At 52.7% G+C, this 19,976-nt stretch carries 15 protein-coding genes; 10 read left to right on the plus strand and 5 right to left on the minus strand.

All coding sequences use genetic code 11. From position 1 onward, the window contains the following. Positions 1-565 precede the first annotated feature (565 nt). On the minus strand, positions 566-1,279 hold the full coding sequence (locus MW898_RS19000) for an IclR family transcriptional regulator (RefSeq protein ID WP_248909881.1): 714 nt from the start codon (positions 1,277-1,279) through the stop codon (positions 566-568). Between the two features lie 213 nt (positions 1,280-1,492). On the opposite strand from MW898_RS19000, the gene MW898_RS19005 reads away from it, so the two are divergent. Then, a complete protein-coding gene (locus tag MW898_RS19005; RefSeq protein WP_248909882.1) occupies positions 1,493-2,590 on the plus strand; it encodes a Gfo/Idh/MocA family protein in 1,098 nt (365 codons plus the stop codon). Positions 2,591-2,639: 49 nt separating this feature from the next. On the opposite strand, the gene MW898_RS19010 is transcribed toward MW898_RS19005, so the two are convergent. Beyond that, positions 2,640-3,815: an enolase C-terminal domain-like protein gene (locus MW898_RS19010; protein ID WP_248909883.1), complete on the minus strand. Its 1,176-nt coding sequence runs from the start codon at positions 3,813-3,815 to the stop codon at positions 2,640-2,642. 189 nt (positions 3,816-4,004) lie between these two features. Here MW898_RS19010 and MW898_RS19015 point away from each other — a divergent pair, with 189 nt between their 5' ends. From MW898_RS19015 to MW898_RS19045, 7 genes are all read left to right on the plus strand, one after another. Further along, positions 4,005-5,441 carry an ABC transporter substrate-binding protein gene (locus MW898_RS19015; protein ID WP_248909884.1) on the plus strand — a complete coding sequence of 479 codons (1,437 nt, stop codon included), beginning with the start codon at positions 4,005-4,007 and terminating at the stop codon, positions 5,439-5,441. 3 nt (positions 5,442-5,444) lie between these two features. After that, entirely contained in the window at positions 5,445-6,389 is a 945-nt protein-coding gene (locus MW898_RS19020) for a carbohydrate ABC transporter permease (protein ID WP_248909885.1), read from the plus strand. Then, entirely contained in the window at positions 6,386-7,249 is an 864-nt protein-coding gene (locus MW898_RS19025) for a carbohydrate ABC transporter permease (protein ID WP_248909886.1), read from the plus strand. The genes MW898_RS19020 and MW898_RS19025 overlap by 4 nt, the downstream gene beginning before the upstream one ends. A gap of 425 nt (positions 7,250-7,674) precedes the next feature. After that, entirely contained in the window at positions 7,675-8,481 is an 807-nt protein-coding gene (locus tag MW898_RS19030; protein WP_248909887.1) for an SDR family NAD(P)-dependent oxidoreductase, read from the plus strand. Between the two features lie 4 nt (positions 8,482-8,485). Continuing rightward, positions 8,486-9,358, plus strand: a complete 873-nt coding sequence (locus MW898_RS19035; protein WP_248909888.1) for an amidohydrolase family protein — start codon at positions 8,486-8,488, stop codon at positions 9,356-9,358. A 71-nt stretch (positions 9,359-9,429) separates the two neighbouring features. Beyond that, the gene (locus MW898_RS19040) at positions 9,430-9,777 is read left to right on the plus strand and encodes an L-rhamnose mutarotase (protein ID WP_248909889.1); all 348 of its coding nucleotides are present in this window, start codon (positions 9,430-9,432) and stop codon (positions 9,775-9,777) included. Between the two features lie 42 nt (positions 9,778-9,819). Further along, positions 9,820-11,001, plus strand: a complete 1,182-nt coding sequence (locus MW898_RS19045) for an ABC transporter ATP-binding protein (protein ID WP_248909890.1) — start codon at positions 9,820-9,822, stop codon at positions 10,999-11,001. 12 nt (positions 11,002-11,013) lie between these two features. Here MW898_RS19045 and MW898_RS19050 read toward each other — a convergent pair whose 3' ends face one another. Both MW898_RS19050 and MW898_RS19055 read right to left on the minus strand, forming a co-directional pair. After that, positions 11,014-12,426, minus strand: a complete 1,413-nt coding sequence (locus MW898_RS19050) for an alpha-L-fucosidase (RefSeq protein WP_248909891.1) — start codon at positions 12,424-12,426, stop codon at positions 11,014-11,016. Between the two features lie 1,094 nt (positions 12,427-13,520). Beyond that, entirely contained in the window at positions 13,521-15,410 is a 1,890-nt protein-coding gene (locus MW898_RS19055) for an IucA/IucC family protein (RefSeq protein WP_248909892.1), read from the minus strand. A gap of 311 nt (positions 15,411-15,721) precedes the next feature. Between MW898_RS19055 and glnA2 the strand changes: the two genes are divergently transcribed. Next, positions 15,722-17,056: a gamma-glutamylputrescine synthetase gene (gene glnA2, locus MW898_RS19060; RefSeq protein WP_248909893.1), complete on the plus strand. Its 1,335-nt coding sequence runs from the start codon at positions 15,722-15,724 to the stop codon at positions 17,054-17,056. Between the two features lies 1 nt (position 17,057). Continuing rightward, on the plus strand, positions 17,058-18,296 hold the full coding sequence (locus tag MW898_RS19065; protein WP_248909894.1) for an MFS transporter: 1,239 nt from the start codon (positions 17,058-17,060) through the stop codon (positions 18,294-18,296). 362 nt (positions 18,297-18,658) lie between these two features. Here MW898_RS19065 and MW898_RS19070 read toward each other — a convergent pair whose 3' ends face one another. Next, the gene (locus MW898_RS19070; protein ID WP_248909895.1) at positions 18,659-19,609 is read right to left on the minus strand and encodes a mannonate dehydratase; all 951 of its coding nucleotides are present in this window, start codon (positions 19,607-19,609) and stop codon (positions 18,659-18,661) included. Between the last annotated feature and the right edge of the window lie 367 nt (positions 19,610-19,976).

The raw sequence follows: 19,976 nt of genomic DNA on the forward strand, positions 1-19,976 counted from the left end.
CGATATCGCTTTGACCTCCGGATATTCCTTATTCAATGATATCTACAACCGTAATCAAGATTCACAACGGAACCAAACTCCTTTACGGTACTACTATTGTAATGTCTAATCATCCTACGAATGCGAGGAATTTATTGTTTAATAATACTGGAGAAGTTATTGTTTTACGCTTCTCAGTCCCGTGTATCAGCCTGATATCGTAGTTACTGCCGTGTCATTCCCAATCATTACATGTTCCACATTGTTGTTAGTGCAGTCAATATTACTCGATATAACCAAACGGAGTCATCGATGTAGAATCTGCATCAGACAGGTTCAAACAATAGAAGATTGTCACTCTTTACCCTAAATATTGGTTTACAATACAATTAACACAGGATTTTGTAGACATCACCATCAGAACATTACGACGCTGACTACTAGAGTCATTCAGTTATTCAGACTATCAGTCGATATTGCTGATGATTAGTCCAACTCTTCTAACCGAACCAGTATAGTTGGGATAGTAGTAGTGAAAGGATGGACAAGAGTAGTATATCCCTCTGAATGAATTGAACAGCTATTCTCAGGTGTAGTTAATGTTAAGCTCTATCATATTTGCGGCATTCTTAAGCTTCTCTGGTAGCTCGGTCTGGTAGTAGTCTCCTTGGAGCCGACTCATTGGTCCAGAAATACTGATGGCTCCCTTGACCTCATCGTTCTTATCGATGATCGGAATCGCAACACAACGAAGTCCTTTGAGGCGCTCTTCTTCATCGAATGCGAGACCGGTCTCTCGGACACGGTCCAATCGATCAAGGAGTGCATTGCGGTCCGTAATCGTATTTTCCGTCGTTTGAGGGAGTCCGTGTTGTTCGATAATTTCGTTGACCCGCTCACGCGGCAAGTGTGCTAATATGGCTAATCCGAGCGCCGTGTTGTGGAGATAGACGCGATGGCCAATATAGGAATCCGATGTGACCGCTTGCTCTCCGTTCGCCCGATAGAGGTAAATCCCACGACCGTGTTCTTCGACTAGTAAATTCGCCATCTCACCAGACTCAACTGCGAGCTTTGTTACCTCGTCTTTCGAACTCTGATACAGGCGCTTTTTGTGACGTGCGTATCCACCGAGGTCGAGTAGTCGCAGACCGAGTCGGTATGTGCCTTCTTCATTGATGATGTATCCCTCGTGTTCGAGTGTATTTAGGTAGTTGTGGATACTGCTCTTTGAGAGCGGGAATTCGTCTGTCAACTCTGCTGCTGTTACTTTGTCTCTCTCTTTTATGACTTCCAACATTTGGAATGTGGTTCGGGCGGACTTAATCATCGTTTTATCGGTTAATCCATCCATGAATATGGTATGGTTGGCCAGTTATCTTAAATCTTTGTCCAGCTATCTGGTTCGACTGTAATCCAAGTTCATCACCTCGATCGTGGTCTAGGTGAAATAGTTTGTATCAAGACGCAATCTTGATAACAGCTCCTACAAAACGCTACAGTCGAATAACGCATGAGTTATCGCGCAGGGATCATTGGAACAGGTGGTATTGCTGGCATGGGTATCCTCGGGATGCACGATACGGATGCCATCGGAAAAGAAAAGATTCACGCTAGTCACGCGGGTGGCTACGACGCGACGACGGAGATCGAATTGGTCGCGGTTGCGGATATCGACGAAGAGAACTTGAGAACATTTGGTGAGGCATGGGCCATTCCCTCCGACCGGCAGTACCTTAGCCACGAAGCGATGCTAAGCGAGGAAGATCTTGATGTCGTTTCGGTGTGTACACCATCGTTTCTTCACCACGAGCACGTCGTCAGTGCCGCCCAATCGGATGCAGCTCCCGATGTTATTTGGTGTGAAAAGCCAATCGCTTCGTCGGTTTCTGACGCCGATGAAATGATCGATATCTGTGAAGAGACGAATACGGAACTCGTTGTCAACCACTCGTTCCGATTCACAGACAAACTCCAGCGACTATACACACTCCTTCAAGAAGAGCGACTACTCGGCGAAGTCAACGCCGTCTCGACCCAGTTCCGAATGGAACTGTTACGCAACTCGACCCATCTACTGGATACGCTCGTTTACCTGCTCGACTCTCATGCCGAACTAGTCAGCGGCTATATTTCTGGTGAAAACGAGGCAGTAGACTCACTCGGTGCTGATCACGAAGTCGATGACTCGGCCGGCGGTGGGTTTGCACTGATGAATGATGGGACCTTCACTACCATCGACTGCACCATCCCACGAGCAATTTCATCGATGACACTGCAGTTCATCGGGAGCAAAGGAAAACTCTACATGAACAATGATGATGGTGAGTGGCGCTACTGGCGGCTAGAAGACGGTGAGCACGTCGAAGAGTCTCTACCTGGTATCACCGATGCGTGGACGTGGGAGGATGATTACCAAAATGCGTTTGCCAACGCTGCCAGACATATTCAGTCACTGCTCAAGGGGAACGCAACGAACAGGTCTACAGGCCGTGAAGCACTGCGTTCACTTGAGATCATCATTGGTTTCTACGTCTCTCACTACACCGGAAGTCAGGTCGATATTCCGTTAAATCGTCCACTCCGCCGTGTCGATATCACGTCTTGGTGAATCAGCGATCAGTTAGCTGCTGGAATAAAGATGGTGTCGCTAAAGGGCGTTAGTCGTAAATGTGGACGCTACCAGTTTGGTTGGCGTTGATGTAGTCCCAGTCGTAGTCGACACCGAGACCGGGGCCATCGGGCACCGTGACCATCCCATCGTCGTCGATGGTGTCAATCATATCTGAATACGCCCCATCGTACACTGGCGGTTGGGTGTTCGGACAGTCAGGATGGACCAGTGCGAGTTCATAGTAGTTAGTGTTGCGGATTGCAGCGATACACTGACGTTGGGCGGGCCCGGGTGCGTGAAATTCGACGTCAAGACCGAATCCTTCGGCAACTTTCGCTCGCTTCATCGCGCCAGTGATACCTGCATCATACTCCGGGTCAGCCCGCAGGAAATCCGTCGCTTCGTTGGCTATGAAGTCCGTGGCTGGCTCCAATCCGCGAACATGCTCAGTCTGGAGAATTGGTGTGTCGATTCGCTGACGAAGCTTTCGGTGGGCGTGCTGGGAGACGCCACCATCACGGAATGGGTCCTCGTACCAGTAGAAACCAGCCTCATCGAGCGCGCGACCGAGTGTGAGCGCGTCGCCGAACGTCTCCAGTTCACAGGCCGGGTCATGCATTAGATCCATCGTATCGCCGACGCGTTCACCCAGCAGGAGTGCAGTTTCTACTTCTCGGTCGAGGTCGCGAGACCCTTCGCTTCCACCCCAACCGTGGATCTTGAATGCTCGATATCCCATCTCGTGACATTCCTCGGCGAACGCGGCGAACGATTCGGGCGAGTCCAAGCCACCGTTCTCGTCGCCATGGTAGGTTGAGGCGTAGGCGGGGAATTTCGTGCGGTACGTGCCGAGAAGTTCGTGAATGGGTGCATCATAGTACTTGCCGGCAAAGTCCCATAGCGCGATGTCGATAGGACCGATTCCCATCCGATCGTACTTGCGCAATGCGCGCTTGATCTCACTCCAGTGTTTCTCGCGCTCAAGCGGGTTCTTTCCCACAAGGTAATCCGCGAACATGTTAATTTGGGCCGCGCTAGGAGAATTGCCACCAACGTATTCTCCTGTGATACCCGCATCCGTGTGAACGGTCAAAGCAAACAGCTTGCGCTCTGTGACTTCCCCCGGGTCATACACGAGGTTGAATCCGTGCTGGTCAGTGCCGACGTCGTCTATCGGGTAGGCAAACTCCACCGACTCGATTTTCGTAATTTTCGGTGCCACATCGAGTCTCAGTTACAGCACCGTATTAAATCTCTGTATTTCACCGCAAACGAATCGACTGACTACATCCAGTAGAAACTGTTGAAGTCAGAAGATGGATAGCATTCGACATTATCTAATATAATTTTCATATTATTTATTTACTCTTGGGAAACGTTCATTACCGTTGTATCTAAATGTGGCATGACTATGATTGACGAAGAGAGAAGACGTGCTCTCAGAATGATTGGTGCGGCCGGAATGATTGGACTTGCCGGGTGCGCCGGTGACAGTGGCAACGGGTCTGGTGACAACAACTCCGATGGTTCCAACGATGGGGGCAGCAACAATGGGAATGCGATATCGTGGTGGAATCTCGCTGTTCAAGGTTCCAGCAAAGAGGCTGCCGCAAAGCTTGAAAGCCTATTCGAGGAACAGACGGGAATCGAAGTAGAACAGACGAAGTACGAGAACACACCTTACAAATCCGCAATCTCAAATGCACTCGGGACGAACGAGGCGCCAGACGTGTTCTACATCTGGCCAGGTCCAAATCGGCTCGGCCGATACGTCAGCAATGGGAACGTCATACCACTGGATGGCATCCTTTCCGAAGAGCAACAGAGCGCATACATTCAAGATGCGCTTCTTGGGACTACGTACAAAGAGGGTGATATCCTGTCGTGGCGCGATGAAGGCGGGAAGACGTACGGAGTTCCGTACGATGTGGCAGGCGTTCCGATCTGGTATAACAAGAACGTGCTCAATGATGCTGGCGTTGACCCAAAACGGCTTCAGCACTCGACAGACGTGACATGGAAAGAGTTCCTCAATATCTGTTCGAAGCTGACCGATGCCGGCTATACGGCGATTGAGTGTGGGAACCGAAACCGTTGGACTATCGGTCATTGGATCTCGGCGTTCATGATCAAGGCGGCTGGCGTCGATCACTATTACAACGCAGGATTCGAGTTGGAGAACGCGTCACTGACCGACAAACCATTCCAGACAGCACTCTCACGACTCAAAAAGCTATATGATGACGGATACTTCAATCAGGATATCAACTCACTAAATAACAACGAGGCCGCAGCCCTGTTTTTCAGTGGACAGGCGGGCTTCTGGCACCAAGGGACGTGGGTCAGTGAGCTTATCTCTTCACAGGCTCCCGACGACTTCGCAGGAGTTCCCGACGCCATTGATTATATGTGGTGGCCAGCCTTCCCGGATGTGTATAAAAACAGCAAGAATGAGCGGATAAGTGTCGTGCCCAATTCGACGGTCGCCATCAGTTCTCAGGCTGCCAAACGTGGTGACAAACATTTTGCTAACGTCAAAAAATTCGCCAGCTTCTTCGGTAGCTTGAAAGCTCAGAAAGCGTTCTTCGAAATCACCGGATCACCTGTTACACGTACTGATGTGTATAACGACATTGAGATGTCGAAAAGTCAAAAAACAACCACTGCAACGATTGAGCAACTACAGTCCGCCGACGCAGTCGGGACGGTGTTTGACGTTGCCTACCTACCAGAGACAACAGAGGCATTACTGTCTGGGGGTCAAAATCTGTTCACCGGTACTTCCCCATCGAAGTTGTTACAGAACGTCCAACAAACGAATCGGGAGGCGCTTTCGAACCTTGAGTGAACTATGAGCACCGAAAAATCAAGGAACGACACTCGGTCCTCCGTCTCTTCAGCGCTGCGTTCAACACGAAATGCGTTCGAGAATCATCCGCACTGGCTGTTCCTCTTACCTGCGCTCCTGATTTATCTCCCATTTCTGGTACTACCTGCGCTGGGTATCTTCGGACTGAGTACCTTCCAGTGGTCTGGCTTGGGCACCATGTCGTTCAACGGTGTCGAGAACTTCGTTGCGACCGTCTCAGACCCCATCGTCAGCACATCGTTGTGGCACAACGTGAAGATCGCTTTCTGGAGTCTCATCCTGCAAGCGGGCATTGGATTGGTACTGGCACTCGCAATCTATCGGTTTTCAGATCGCTTTCGACAGTTCTTCCAGGCCGTGTATCTGCTTCCGATGACGCTCATGGCGGTAGCCGTCTCAATGATTTGGGGATATATGTATAACCCATCCTATGGTATTCTGAACTCTGTTATCCAAGAGATCGGCATTGACTGGAACCCGCTATGGCTGGGCAGTCAGAGCCTTGCATTATACGCCATCATCATTGTCGCGACGTGGCAGTGGACAGGATTCCGCGTTGTGCTCTGGCTCGCTGGACTCGACAGTATCGACGAGAGTTTGCTTGAGGCGGCACGTATGGATGGTGCAGGTCCTCTACAGCGGTTTCGTTATATTACGCTGCCGCTTCTCAAGCCGGTGGCCATCTTCATCTCCATCTACACTATTATCGGTTCGTTCAATTCGTTCGTATACATTTGGGTAATGACTCGGGGTGGTCCCGGACACGCGAGCGAAGTAATGGTCACGTGGATTTACAAAAACGCATTTCTTCAGTCGAACTTCGGTCAGGCTGCGGCCATCAGCGTTCTCCTGTTCGTTATCGTCCTCGTCCTTTCATTACTGAATATGCGCCTCGGTGATCGTGAAGCTGGAGGTGTAAATCCATGAGTGTGAACACCGACTATCAGGAAACAGTTCGAGAGGTCATCGTCGAGCTGTTCGAAAATCTCTCGGCCCTGCTTGTGTTTATTGTCGCTGGTGTATTCCTCGTCCCGATACTGCTATTGCTCGTCACGAGCGTCAAATCGAAGACTGAAATCTTCACGGATCCACTGGCGCTACCTCAGGAATTGCAGGTTGAAAATTACGCCAACGCCTGGACGACCGGCGGGTTCGACCACTATTTCATGAACAGCGTCATCGTTGTCTCTGTTGCTCTTGTGCTGATCCTGTTGTTGTCGAGTCTTGCAGCGTACGCACTTGTCCAGTTCGATTTTCCGGCTGACGATTTCCTGCTAGTGTTCTTTCTGGCAGGATTTATGATCCCACCACAGGTGTTGCTTGTTCCGCTCTATACGATCATGAACGCGTTGAACTTGTTGAATACGTACTTCAGCCTCATCTTCGCATACGTTGCGTTCGGGCTTCCATTCTCGGTGTTCCTGTTGCGGCAGTTCTTCGTCACGATTCCGGATACATACGCCGAAGCCGCGCGTATGGATGGTTGTACCGAACTTCAGGTATTCTTTCGAATTTATCTGCCACTATCGATGCCAGCACTGGCTGCTGTCGCTATTTACCAATTCGTTTTTCTTTGGAACGAGTTCCTATATGCGATTATCTTCATCACGGACGATGCGAAACGGACCCTACCAGCCGGTCTTATGGCCTTTCAGGGCCAGTACGCCGGTGATTGGGCGCAACTCGCCGCAGGGATCGTTATCGCTGTGACACCCACGGTGATCTTCTTCTTACTATTCCAACGACAGTTCATGCGCGGTATCTCGATGGGGACAACGAAGGGATAGATCGACGTCGTCCCGTTTTCGACACTTTCCACCTTCATCGTCCATAGATTATAGGACTCGGAATGACTATCGAGACCAATCAACATGATCTGAATATGGATTCACACTCCTCGAGCTATCGTATCGAGTACAAACAGCAGTACGAATCGAATCCTCAAGATGCAACGCGTGAGGAAGTCTTAGAAAAGCTCTCTACAACGGTTATCTGATGGCTACAGTGTGACTGAACGTTGGACTGTTCCCTGACGGTCGGCTCGATCGTAAGAACGGTGAGACGCATCGTGCGATCGGCAACCGTATCGCACGAGAGGGATGTCCCGACTGAGTGGACATCGTTTCCACAGATAGCTGTCTCACTTCCTATTATGATCGCTCCCAACCAGTTGCACCGGTGGATTCTTAGAGACGCACCTTGTGCTACCGGTATGGTCGGTCATACTACATTCGACTACAGCGGTGAATCAGCAATCGTTACCGGCTCAACGAAGGGAATTGGTCGTGGCATCGCAGAAGGACTAGCCGACGCTGGCGCGAACGTCGTCATCAATTCTCGGACGGAAACAGACGTAACCGCAGTTGCCGAGGAACTTGACGAACAAAGCAAGGGCGAAGTAATTGGAATCACGGCGAATATGGCTACCCTCAACGAAATCGAGAATCTCGTTGAAACAGCGATTGACGCGTTCGGCGAGATCGACCTACTGGTCAACAACGCCGCGGTCTGGCCCCGCGAAAAGTCACTCGTTGAGGCACCGATTGAGGACTGGAATTTTGCTATGGATGTGAACGTCAGGGCGCAGTATTACACCGCGAAACTCGTCGCAGCCCACATGATCGAACAGGGCATCGAGGGCTCAATTATCAATCACACTAGTCAGACCGGTGATCGACGAACAGGTCGCCGTGGCTTCTACGGCATCTCGAAGACCGCGATTAACGGACTCACCTGGCGAATGGCCCACGAACTCGCAGATCACGGTATCCGAATGAACGCGATCTCGACAGACGTGACCGAGACGTACCAACTACGCTATGAAGCTGAGATGATCGCCGAGGACGATCCAAATCGGACCCCTGAGGATGTGCTCAGAGAGTGGGGTGCGGCGCGTCCACTCGGTCGACTCGGCCTGCCCGAAGACCTCTCGAATGCGGTGCTGTATCTCGCGAGTGATGCGGCGTCCTACGTCGTTGGCACGATCCTCCGGGTTAGCGGTGGCGGTAATTTGGAGTGATTCGATGCGATTTATCGATACGCACACGCACGCGTGGGGAGCAGATACCGAAGAGCTTCCGTGGCAAGCCGAGGTCTTGCCACCCGGATGGGATGGTCCATACACGAGCCGCGATCTGATCACGGATATGGATGCAGTTGGCGTCGACGAAAGTGTTGTCGTTACGACCCCGCTGTACGGCCGCGGCGTACGCGCTAACGAGTACACGATGCGAGCCATCGAGGCTTTCCCTAACCGACTATGGGGTGTCGGTCTCATAGACTTTTTTCAGGACGATCCTGAGCAGGTGTGCGCGGACATCCGTCGGGTCGTCGGTCACGATAGGATGTTAGGGGTGCGCATGCACGCCTGTCTTGAATACGAAGCGTACCCATCAGAACTGAATCGAACAGCGGACTGGATCCGTGACGATACGCTCGAAACTGTTTGGGAGGAAGCCGCAGCGCTCGATACGTCTGTGTTTATATTCCCGAAGGCAGCGCAACTGCCAATGATCAAAACGATCGCCGAGGAGCATCCAACTGTCCAAATCGTCGTCGATCACATGGCGTTCCCAGATGAGACGACCGCGTCGGATACAAGCCCATGGAATGGCTTTGAATCTGTGGCTGAGTGTGAGAACGTTGCTGTCAAAGTGAGTTCCTTACCGCGCTCGGCCGAACGCGAATGGCCGTATGAGGATCTGCACAGCTACGTCCACAACCTTGTCGATTGGTTCGGTCCCGAACGATTGATGCTCGGTTCAGATTATCCGTGGATGAACGACTGGGCGCGGTACGAGGACTGTCTGTCGTGGATCGAAGAGACGTCGTTCCTCTCAGCACGGGATATTGCGTATCTCTCACACCGGACGTTCGAACGCATCCACGAGATGTGATTCGAGCAGGTGAATGAACTGATGAGAGAGTAAACATAACCTTCTTTAGCGACCCCGTCATTGGAAATGGTATGTTTTCGGACACTGAACGAGCGGTGTATATCCAGCATATTGATCCCGAGCAGAGAGAGGAATATCTTGAAGCACACAATACCGTCCCCGATGGGGTATCGCAGGCGATGAAACGAGGGGGCGTCACCGAGTTCGAACTGTACGTTCGGGATGACATCGCCGTCTGTATTCTTGAGGCTGAAGACATTGATGCGTACCTTGAGAGCATCGATGATGACGAATCGGTAGAGGAGTGGGAGCGGTACGTCGCCCAATTCAAGCACGAAGGCGTCAATGTAGACGATGATGACGAACCGATTCCGTTCATGGAGTGTATTTGGACACTCTCAGATGATGCATCAGTGTAGCATGGAACAAGATTTATCATCGACTAGTGTAACTCCTTTGCTATGGGTGATCTTGAGATAGCGAACCTGACTAAACGGTTTAGTGTTGACTCGGAGACAGCGCTCGTTGCTGTTGACGATCTCTCGATTTCAATCGAAGACGGCGAATTTCTCGTTCTCGTTGGTCCATCCGGCTGTGGGAAATCGACAACGTTGCGCTGTATCGCCGGTCTCGAATCGGCGACTGAAGGTACCATCTTACTCGATGGGACAGACATCACGCACCAACGCTCGCGCAACCGAGACATCGCAATGGTGTTCCAGAACTACGCGCTGTACCCTCACATGTCCTCGCGCAAAAACATCGGATTCGGGCTAAAGATGGGGACGGACTTATCCAACGACGATATCAACGAGCGCACCGAACAAACTGCCGCGATGATGGGTATCGAGCAGCTGCTCGAAAAGAAACCCGGTGAACTCTCTGGTGGGCAACAACAACGTGTTGCCCTTGGTCGTGCAATCGTCAGAGATCCAGAGCTCTTCTTGATGGACGAGCCGCTGTCGAATCTGGACGCGAAACTCCGCACCCAGATGCGAACCGAGTTACAGAATTTGCAGTCTGATCTCGACGTAACGACAATCTATGTGACACACGATCAAACTGAGGCGATGACGATGGGTGATCGGATCGCTGTTCTCAATGACGGCGAGCTTCAACAGGTCGGGACGCCCCTAGAGTGTTATCACCTCCCCGCCAACCGCTTCGTCGCTGGGTTTATCGGATCACCATCGATGAACTTCTTCGATGTTACTACAGACCGGGATGCGAGAATGCTGGTCTCTGATGAGTTCGGATACTCTCTCAATGCGGCTACGATGGAAACCATCGCCAATGGCACGGAAGTCCTCACACTTGGTATCCGTCCCGAAGATATTCGTGTCGCCGCGAGCGATGATGAGAATGTCCTTACCGTGAAGGTAGATGTTGTTGAACCACTGGGCGATCAGTCGTTCGTCTACTTTACCGTCGGCGGCCAGACGTACACAGCGAGCATCGACGGAGAGGAGTACATTCGAGAAGGAACCGAAATCGATGTCGTGTTTCCTCAGAACCGGATTCATCTTTTCGACAGACAGACCGGTGAGGCGATCAAAAACCGTGAACCACCTGAGGCGGCTCAAGCAGAAGCGGCTGAGTTTCAGGGTTCATCTTCGTTCGCCGTCGGGCAAAGCACCGACTAGACCGTCTCAGCACTAGCGCGTATTTTCAATGCCGTCTATTCGGACCGCGTACGCGTGGTCGTGATCTGGTCGCTCTGGGAGTTCGATCGCGAGTTGATCGTCTACGAGAGTGGCAGTGAGTGAACGCTTTCCATCACCGGTTAGTAGTGTCACATCCGGGGCTTCAGCGAGGTCGGCGTGTGCAGGCACGGAGAGAGACAGCGTATCACCGGGCCAGTCGAGTGCAATCGCATAGAGGACACCGCTGCGGTGTGTATAGCGCACCGCTGTGTCACTCTTGTCATCTTCGGCGATAGTCCATGGACGCGACTCAAAAATCGCCTCACCGTTCACATCGAGCCAGTTGCCGAGTGCTTGGAGACGATTCTTCTGGATCTCTGGGATTGTCCCGTCAGCTTTCGGACCGACGTTGATGAGGAGATTACCATTTTTCGAGACGATATCAACAAACGAGTGGATCAACTCCTTTCGTGAGAGATGATCCTCCTCTCCTTCGGCCGCGTTGTAGCCGAATGAGTGACCGATACCGCGAGTGCCCTCCCACGGCTCGTCACGGATCTCGTCGAACGTCGCATATTCCGGCGTAACGAAGTCGCCGTGGGTGTCTTCAGACTCGTTATTTTCGATATCGATAGTTGGGCCAATAGTGTCAGTCGAAGCGCGGTCGTTGACAGCGACTTCCTTGCCCCGCGTGACAGCGCGATTGTAGTAATCGGCGATCAGCTCTTGAGCGTGTAAATGCTTGCCTTCGGCTTTGGGAACATCGAACCAGAGTAAGTCAGGATCGTACTTACGAATCAACTCCCGGTGTTTGGCATTCATGAAGTCGACGTACTCCGACCCCGGTCCTCCCTCTCCATCGCCCGGACCACCCTTCTCGTAATCGGGGTGACCGAACTGGCCGTCGAAGCCAGGTTGATAGTAGTTGTAGTTTGCGTGGTACGATGCGGCAAACCGGAGTCCTTGATCACGAACAGCCTCAGCGAGATCTCCGACGAGGTCGCGCTCAGGCCCCATCTCAACGGCATTGTATTTCGTATAATGAGTATCCCACAACGGGAACCCGTCGTGGTGTTCGCCCGTGAGAACGACGTAGCCGGCTCCGATGTCATCAAAGAGCGATGCCCACCCATCAGGGTCCCAGTTCTCAGCCGTGAAGTTTTCGATGAAGTCGGCATACTCAACCTCCTCACCGTACGTCTCCTCGTGGTACTCCTTCGTTGGTGAACCCTCTTCGTACATGTAGTAAGGGTACCACTCGGCGTACGGTGAGGCGTTTTCACCGCCAATCTCGGCACCGGTGGGTGCCCACGCCGGGACTGAATAGATGCCCCAGTGGATGAAGATACCTAATTTTGCATCACTGAACCACTTCGGTAGCTCATGAGAGCCTAATGACTCCCATGTCGGCTCGTATTCCGACATATGGTGACAGTCTACACAACAAACAAAATAGCTTTCGTTCGTATTCCTCTGTAATTTCGAATCAATCCCCGACATCTGTTGTGGCGGGACAGCCAACTCGGCATACATCCCGAATGTAGTCATATTCGAGGCGATAGGGGAATTTTCGTGACCTGCGGTTGTGTAACTGCCACAACGGAGTCATTGCGTTCACGACTGGATAGCTACTACCAGAAATCAAATCGATGGATATAGCGACGCATTTGTTTGTGAAGAATGTCGATAACCCATCAAAAATGAGTACTCATGTAATGTAGGAGTTTGAGTGGTGGTATGTGAATTAACAACGTGATGAAAAGGTTGCATAGCAGATATGGTGTCTATAACTGTGAACAATGCGAAACTGTCTCTATTTGTGCTGATTCGAGAATATATGCCTCTATTTTATGCACTCATAATATTGTAATCTACATCGTTAGTGTATTTAGTGTTATTTAGATAATTTCTTGTTCTTTGTGCATCTGAGGTCCTTGTTTCAAGAATGAGTTAGTATTTTTGATCTTTATGTCGAAAATTCTCTTCGAAAGACACAGCAGACGGATCTCGTTCACTCACACTCACCGTAACAGAGGGACCGTTCATCGCTGTTTTCACGCGAGATTCTACACGGTTGAATGAACGACCAGTAGATAGAGGGACACCGAACTCCACAAACCAGTCTGTAGCAGATAGATCTCCCCGTTATGATCGAAAAAGCTGCATCTCACTGGTGGCTGTCTCCAGAAACAGTGGACGGCGGTCGTATACCCACATACTCTCGAAGGTCGACAACGAACACAGCTCACGTGCTGATTCATTTTCACCGTTAGGAGAGTGACTTGCGATCGATCCTAGCCACTGAAGCAGGATGAGCAATTCTCAGTTGAATCGTGGCCCCGGAGTGCAATCGACCGTTACACCGCCATCCAAAGTTTCCGTTCCGAGACGTTCGATGAGCACACACCGAACGGAGGACGTGCTCATGAATCAGACGTCGATAGCGAGAACAGCGTGCCCCACCGTTTGAAAACAGTCGCTGGTGACATACGTCCCGTCCTCAGAATTCAATTTACGTGTCAGTATTCATTCGAGTCTCTGTACAGCGGATTGGCAACGGTTCCGTGCCCTTTCACCTTCGGCCGTGTACTGAGATCCTCGTATCCGTGGTCGATGATCCGGTTGCGGTTGAGACAGTGTTTGGTGAACCGTGGTTTGAAGAGGTCAAACAACTCAAACCGGTCGGCCAACTCGGGGAACTGCGACTGGTATCGCTCGACCGACTCACGTACGGCCTCCCAAAAGCGCTCTTCGGAGAATCCGTGTCGACGAGCGAGCGTATCAGAGATGTATCGGAATACGCCGACGAACAGCGTGCCGAAGATATGCTGACACAGCGGCTCCGGTGGGAGCTGGTGGAGGATGTGGTGCTTATACCGATCGTCGTCACGGAGATCACTCGGGAGGATATCAACGAGTTCCGGTAGGTCACGGTCGGTAACTGCAACCTCATCTACGAAGTCCTTCACTGCGACACGCGTAGGGATCCCGTCTTTGTGTACAAGTACTACGTTCGTTCCGTGGGGCATGAACACCGTCCCGTACCGGTAGAGGTAGTGCAACAGCGGATGGAGTAGCGTGTCAAACAGTTGGCTGAGCCATTCCTCCAACGATAGGCCTGACCGATCCACCAATTTCGTTATCAGTGGAACGCCATCGAAGTCATCATGGAGCAGGGCCGCCAGCGTCAACGGCTCTTCGTCCTCCTGTGTCATCGATGCGACACTCTCCCGCCAGACACAGCCGAGTAGCTCGTGGAACTGGTACGGTGCATCATCGAATGACCGAAACTCCGAGTGTTCGTAGTTGACACTCGCGATCTCCCCGGGGAGCAGGAGATCGCACTCCGTTGTGAGGAACTCGTCACCGTCACGAACGGCTTTGATGAACGCCGTCACCCGTGGAGCAGCCTCGGCCTGTTCACCGAGGATACCGCGGTAGACATTGGTGTTCAGTACACGAATCGGGAGCTTGACGTGGTGTTTCGAGTGGTCAGTGACGTTTGAGAACGTGCGGATAGACTGCTGGGGGAGGTACTCGTTCGGTCCTTCCCCGAGCGGGACGATCGATCCAGCGGCGATGTCTCCGGCGAACAGTTGGACAATGCTGTCGTTCCACTGCCAGTCATGGACCGGAAGGAAGGAGTACTGACTAGGGTTGTATCCATCATCAGTCAGTTTCGTCCGGAAGCGGTCGTACGTCGCTCCCAGCTCCGTACGGAGCAATTCATCCTCACTCAGCCCCTCAACGGAGGAGAACGTTGCCCGATCATGGTCGACCGCGATCCACGAGAGCGAGCGGGGCTGCTTTGATTCGGGAGCGTATCGGAGATAGTCGTCGTAACCGAATCCAACCCGTCCCTTGTTGTAGGTGAACCATGGGTGTCCTTCCATCTCACCTTCAACTTCCGCGTACGGGAGATCGAGTATCGAAGCGTCATCGTCCTTCTTCGCCTTCCGCGCACGGATGTGGGCGTCTGCGACGAGTGTGTTTCGGTATTCCCGGACGAGGTGTGCGGCTGTCGTGGCGTCGACCCCCATGTACTCGCGCGCTTCGAGCAGGAACCGGAGCGGGTCGACGGCTTCGGTCCATTCCCCGAGTCTGTCTGCTTTCTCGTGTTTTGTTTCGGGATCGGTGCGGCGGAGAATCGAATTCTTACGGACTCGGTAGCTGTCCAGCGGTCGGTGCTGTGCGTCGAACTGGTACTCGACACCGTCCCCGAGTCGAAGCCGGAAACGGATCCACGATTCGCCAACCTCCGAGTCTTCAGCGTCAACCTGATCGATCGCCGATGGAACGATGATGTCCTCATATGCAAACTCCGCGATGACTTTCTTGAGCAACCTCCGATTGACTACTCTCCAGTTCTCAGCAGTGAGTGCGTTGCGTAGCGCCTCCACATTTTTCATCAGTTCTCTACCCCGGTTGTGGTACGATGATCTCGGAAAACGGTTGACCGTCGGTCAGAACGGAAATTACCATGTTGCCACTGCAAACACGGTGCTCGACCGAGAGACCCTTGTACAGCATCTGACGGGTCGTTCCGAGTGTAAGTACTACACCACATACTTTTAGGCCAGCCTAAAGATACATAAGTTGATCGGAATCGTGGCGACGATAGCCCTCATTCACTGGTCCGGGTCGGATTATCGGTTGGTGATAATGGAGACGACTTCGTAATAGTTTAGGTGCACCTAAACAATTTCCGGGCCGAAGAACGATGTCGGAACAATGCACGATAGGCGACGCGTGCCGTGACGCGGGTGTAGATCTTGTCAGACTAGTGTTCGTTACTCAGAGTGGAGCGATTCGAGCTCACTCAGTTGATCGTTCAAAGGTCGAGTCGGCGGTTTCGAAAGGAGTGACTCTCTCACAGCTTGTTCAGTCGTACAACGCTCTTGGACTACGCGATAAGTCCGGCCGGTTCGACGCGGCTGGTGAGGTCAGGCTTCTTCCAGATCCTGATACCTTCCGATCGCTTCCGTATGCGAAGCGGACCGGAGCGATGCTCTGTGACCTCCAGACGCTCGACGGTGATTCGTGGTCGGTCGATCCTCGTTCGTCGCTGCGCGCGTTGTGTGAGAGCCTTGATATCGAGGGACTCACCCCCAAAGTTGCGTTCGAGAGCGAGTTCCATCTTTTCCAAGAAGACGACGGCGAAGTCGAGCGTGTAGACCACAGGGGAGCGTATTCGACCGGGAGCACACGAGAAACGCACGAGACAATTCTCTCGATGATCGATGCGCTCAAATCACAAGGAATCCCTGTGGAGAAGTACTATCCGGAGTACGCAGCCGGAAAACACGAGATCGTCACGGGCCCCCGATCGGGAGTCAGTGCCGCTGACCAGCACGTTATCCTTCGAGAGACGGTCGATAGCGTCGCCCGGACAGGTGGATATCGGGCGACGTTCCTTCCCAAACCGTTCGACCACTCGACGAATGGTTGTCATATTCATCTCTCGCTGTGGGATGACGACAATGTACTGTATGACGCTGAGTGTGACGACCTTAGCGACATTGGACGACAGTTCACCGCTGGGTTGCTCGAACACGCGCCAGCACTCGTTGCGCTCACCGCCGCGACCGCCAACTCGTACGCGCGGCTGCAGCCACAGATCGGTGCGGCCGCGTTCACATGCTGGGGCCACGGAAACCGCGAGGCACTTGTCCGCGTTCCAGCTCCAGATCCCGACGACGGTGCCTCGACCCGATTGGAGTTCCGGGCAGCCGACAATACCACAAATCCGTACCTAGGGTTACTCGGATTGCTTGCGGCTGGAAAGGACGGAATTGATCGGGAGCTCGAACCGCGAGCACCAGTCACTGTCGATCCAGGAAACCTTTCACCGAGCGAACGGGCAGACCGGGGAATAGAACGACTTCCACGGACGCTAGGAGACGCACTCGATGCACTCGAAGCAGATTCTGTATTGATGGACGCACTGGGAACGGATCTCGCTGAAACATACCTTGAAGTCAAGCGGAGTCACTGGGAAGCGTTCACCGAGAGCGCACTGTCCTGGGAACGCGATCGACTGCGGAGCGTGTACTAACGTGCACTCGTCCATTCCAGACAGTCCGTTGTCATCAGTTCCGCGTGCGGTGCTGGCCGTCGTGCTCAGCACATTTTTCCTCGGATTCGGCGGGGGTGTCGTCTTTCCGATCCTCCCGAACCTCGGGACTGTTCTCGGTCTCTCGTCGTTTACCGTTGGGCTCGTACTCAGCGCCAACCGTATCGTCAGGTTAGTAACGAACGCACCATCCGGGACAGTTGTTGACCGACTTGGAACGAGAGGTCCGTTTCTGGTCGGTGTCTTCCTCGAGACCGCTGCAACGTTCGGGTACGTGATCGGGATCGAATCACCGACTCCCGCAGGATGGTTCATCGGTGCGCGAGTCCTCTGGGGACTCGGGAGTGCGTTTGTGCTGGCGACTGCGTATACCATCGCTGCAGATGTAAGCAATGACGACACTAGGGGAACGAACATGAGCGTCGTACGCGGAGCGACCTCGCTCGGATTTCCAGCTGGAATGGCGCTCGGTGGGGTTATCAGCGAGTTGTACGGTCCGGTAACGGCGTTTGAATCCATGGCTGTGCTTTCGGTTCTCGCGTGTCTGATCTCGTACCGTGAGATACCTGAGACACACGCCGACAGCCGGTCAGAAAGCGTCGGTCTCCGGGATATCTATCTCGGACTCCCGGCGATCGCTGCGGGCGGAGCGAACTTCGGTCTCTTATTCACATACAGCGGCATCGTCTTTGCGACGTTGGTCTCGTATCTCGATACGACGACTGCTGCCTCGGTCGCGGTCGGTCCTCAGGGTACATCGGGCGTGCTGATCGGCGTCAGCGTCCTGACTGGCTCAGTGTTCGCAGTCATCGGGGGACGTCTCAGTGACGTGCTTGCGCGTCGCCTCCCATTTGTTGTCGGCTGTCTCGGCGTTACGTCCATCGGCGTTATCGTGCTGTCGGTCGCGAACTCATTTCCTCTCCTCGTAACCGCCGTCGTTCTACTGGGAGTCGGTCAGGGTGGCGCTGGAGGACCGCTTCTGTCGCTTCTCGGCGATCTTACTCCCAACTCAGACATGGGTCGGGCCACGGGGACCTACAACACCTTCGGCGACCTCGGGGCGAGCACCGGACTATTGATCTCTCTCCCGGTCGCGAACGCTATCGGGTTCGATTCGTTGTACCGGCTTGCCGCTGTTGTCCCTATCATCGCCGCCGTGGTGGTTATCTTCGGTGTTGCAAATATCGAGGAGACGGCGCCGGTGTCGGATGCTCGCGCGTAATTGTTTGAGGTCTCGTCATTTTGTATTAGGACTCGGACGCCCAGTTCTGTGAGTTGAGTCTCCGTACGGTCAGGCAAAAGGTACACACCATCCCCATCGAATAACCGCATACGCTCGTCGAATCGCGGTGTCATCCTATTCTACGATTCCTATTGATCACCTCTCACGCGGTTGTGACTCGATCTGAATATCTGATATTAATTGAAAATCATTTTTCTTCTACGATCTTGCGTCTCATTCGTTCATTATCGTGGTTATTCTAATATTCCAACCTTCAAAGAGTAAATAATATGATATATGAGTGCTCGTGTAGTAGATGTCCCATTTGTAGGCCAGTGCTTACAAACGTAGTGAAATTTGAACTATTCCTCAAGGAGGCCCTTCATGTAGCCAACTGCGAAGAGTTTGCCCTTGATGTGATAGCCGGGAATGGAGTTGTCTTCGTCGGCCATCGTTGGAACGTGGTCCGGGCGAATGGGACCGTCGAAGCCGACGTCGCGATAGGCATCCATCGCGGCTTGCATGTCGGTTGGGCCGTCGTCGTGCCAGGTTTCGACGAAGTCAGTTGCGGGCCCGTCGACATCGCGGAAATGGACGAAGTTGATACGCTCTCCGAACCGCTGGATTGTATCTGGGATGTCAACACCCATGGCCGAAAAGTTTCCCTGACAGAATGTGATCCCATTGTGCGGTGAGTCGACAAGGTCGAGTACCCGTTCGTACGCCTCCGGACTATTGACGATTCGGGGCATCCCTCGGATATCCGAAATTGGTGGATCGTCTGGGTGTAGCCCGAGATACACACCCGCGTCCTCGGCGACAGGGACGACGCGTTTGAGGAAGTACTCAAGATTCTCCCACAAATCCTCCCGAGCGGTGTTCTCTGCAACGGCTGGCGTCGGTCCTTGGCGCATCTGTTTGTCATCGTACGCACTCGTGAACGAATCACCGCGACTGGGTGTCGTGACGGAGGTGCGCGCCCAACGGAATCCTGCCATCCAATCATAACAAACGACATCGACGCCGAGTTTGCCCAGATTCCGGATCAGTGTACAAAAACGCTCTATCTCCTCGTCACGACCGTCGAGACCAAGCCGTGTCTCATCGGTTACCGGCACACTTCCTTCAAAGGCAGCTGGTTCGATACCATGGTCACGATACCGGTTGACGATGCGCAGCAGTTCGTCGTACCTGTAGGGACGTGAGCCGTCTCCAATCTCCAGTGAGTGGAAGACAGCGTGATTTACACCGGCTTGTTTCGCGAGCGTCCATCGGTCATCTGGGTCTGGCGGAAGCACGAGCGAGATATTCATATCTTGAACTCGACATACCTATTCGAGTGTGGACTCTTAGGGTTTGCTATCCCACCAAGCGGCGTGGGAGAAATCGGTGCTGCCACAGATGGTGTCATCAATCATCTGTATGTCATCGTCAATGGACCACCGTATCAAGATTCACATCGACTGACCGATGTTCCGATAGTCACGATATCACACTCTGAGAATTAGCAGACATCACCCTAATAGATAGCCAAGATATTGTTGCCATTAGAGAGGATATTTGAAATGATTGAAAGCTGACTGTAAAATTCCGTTACAAGCGTACCATCGTAACTGAACGTGACCGCGTTCATAGCGTCGCAGTGGTCGAGAGTCTGGACACCGTTGACAAAAATATGGT

The sequence above is a fragment of the Halocatena marina genome (assembly GCF_023276375.1).
GTDB lineage: Archaea > Halobacteriota > Halobacteria > Halobacteriales > Haloarculaceae > Halocatena > Halocatena marina.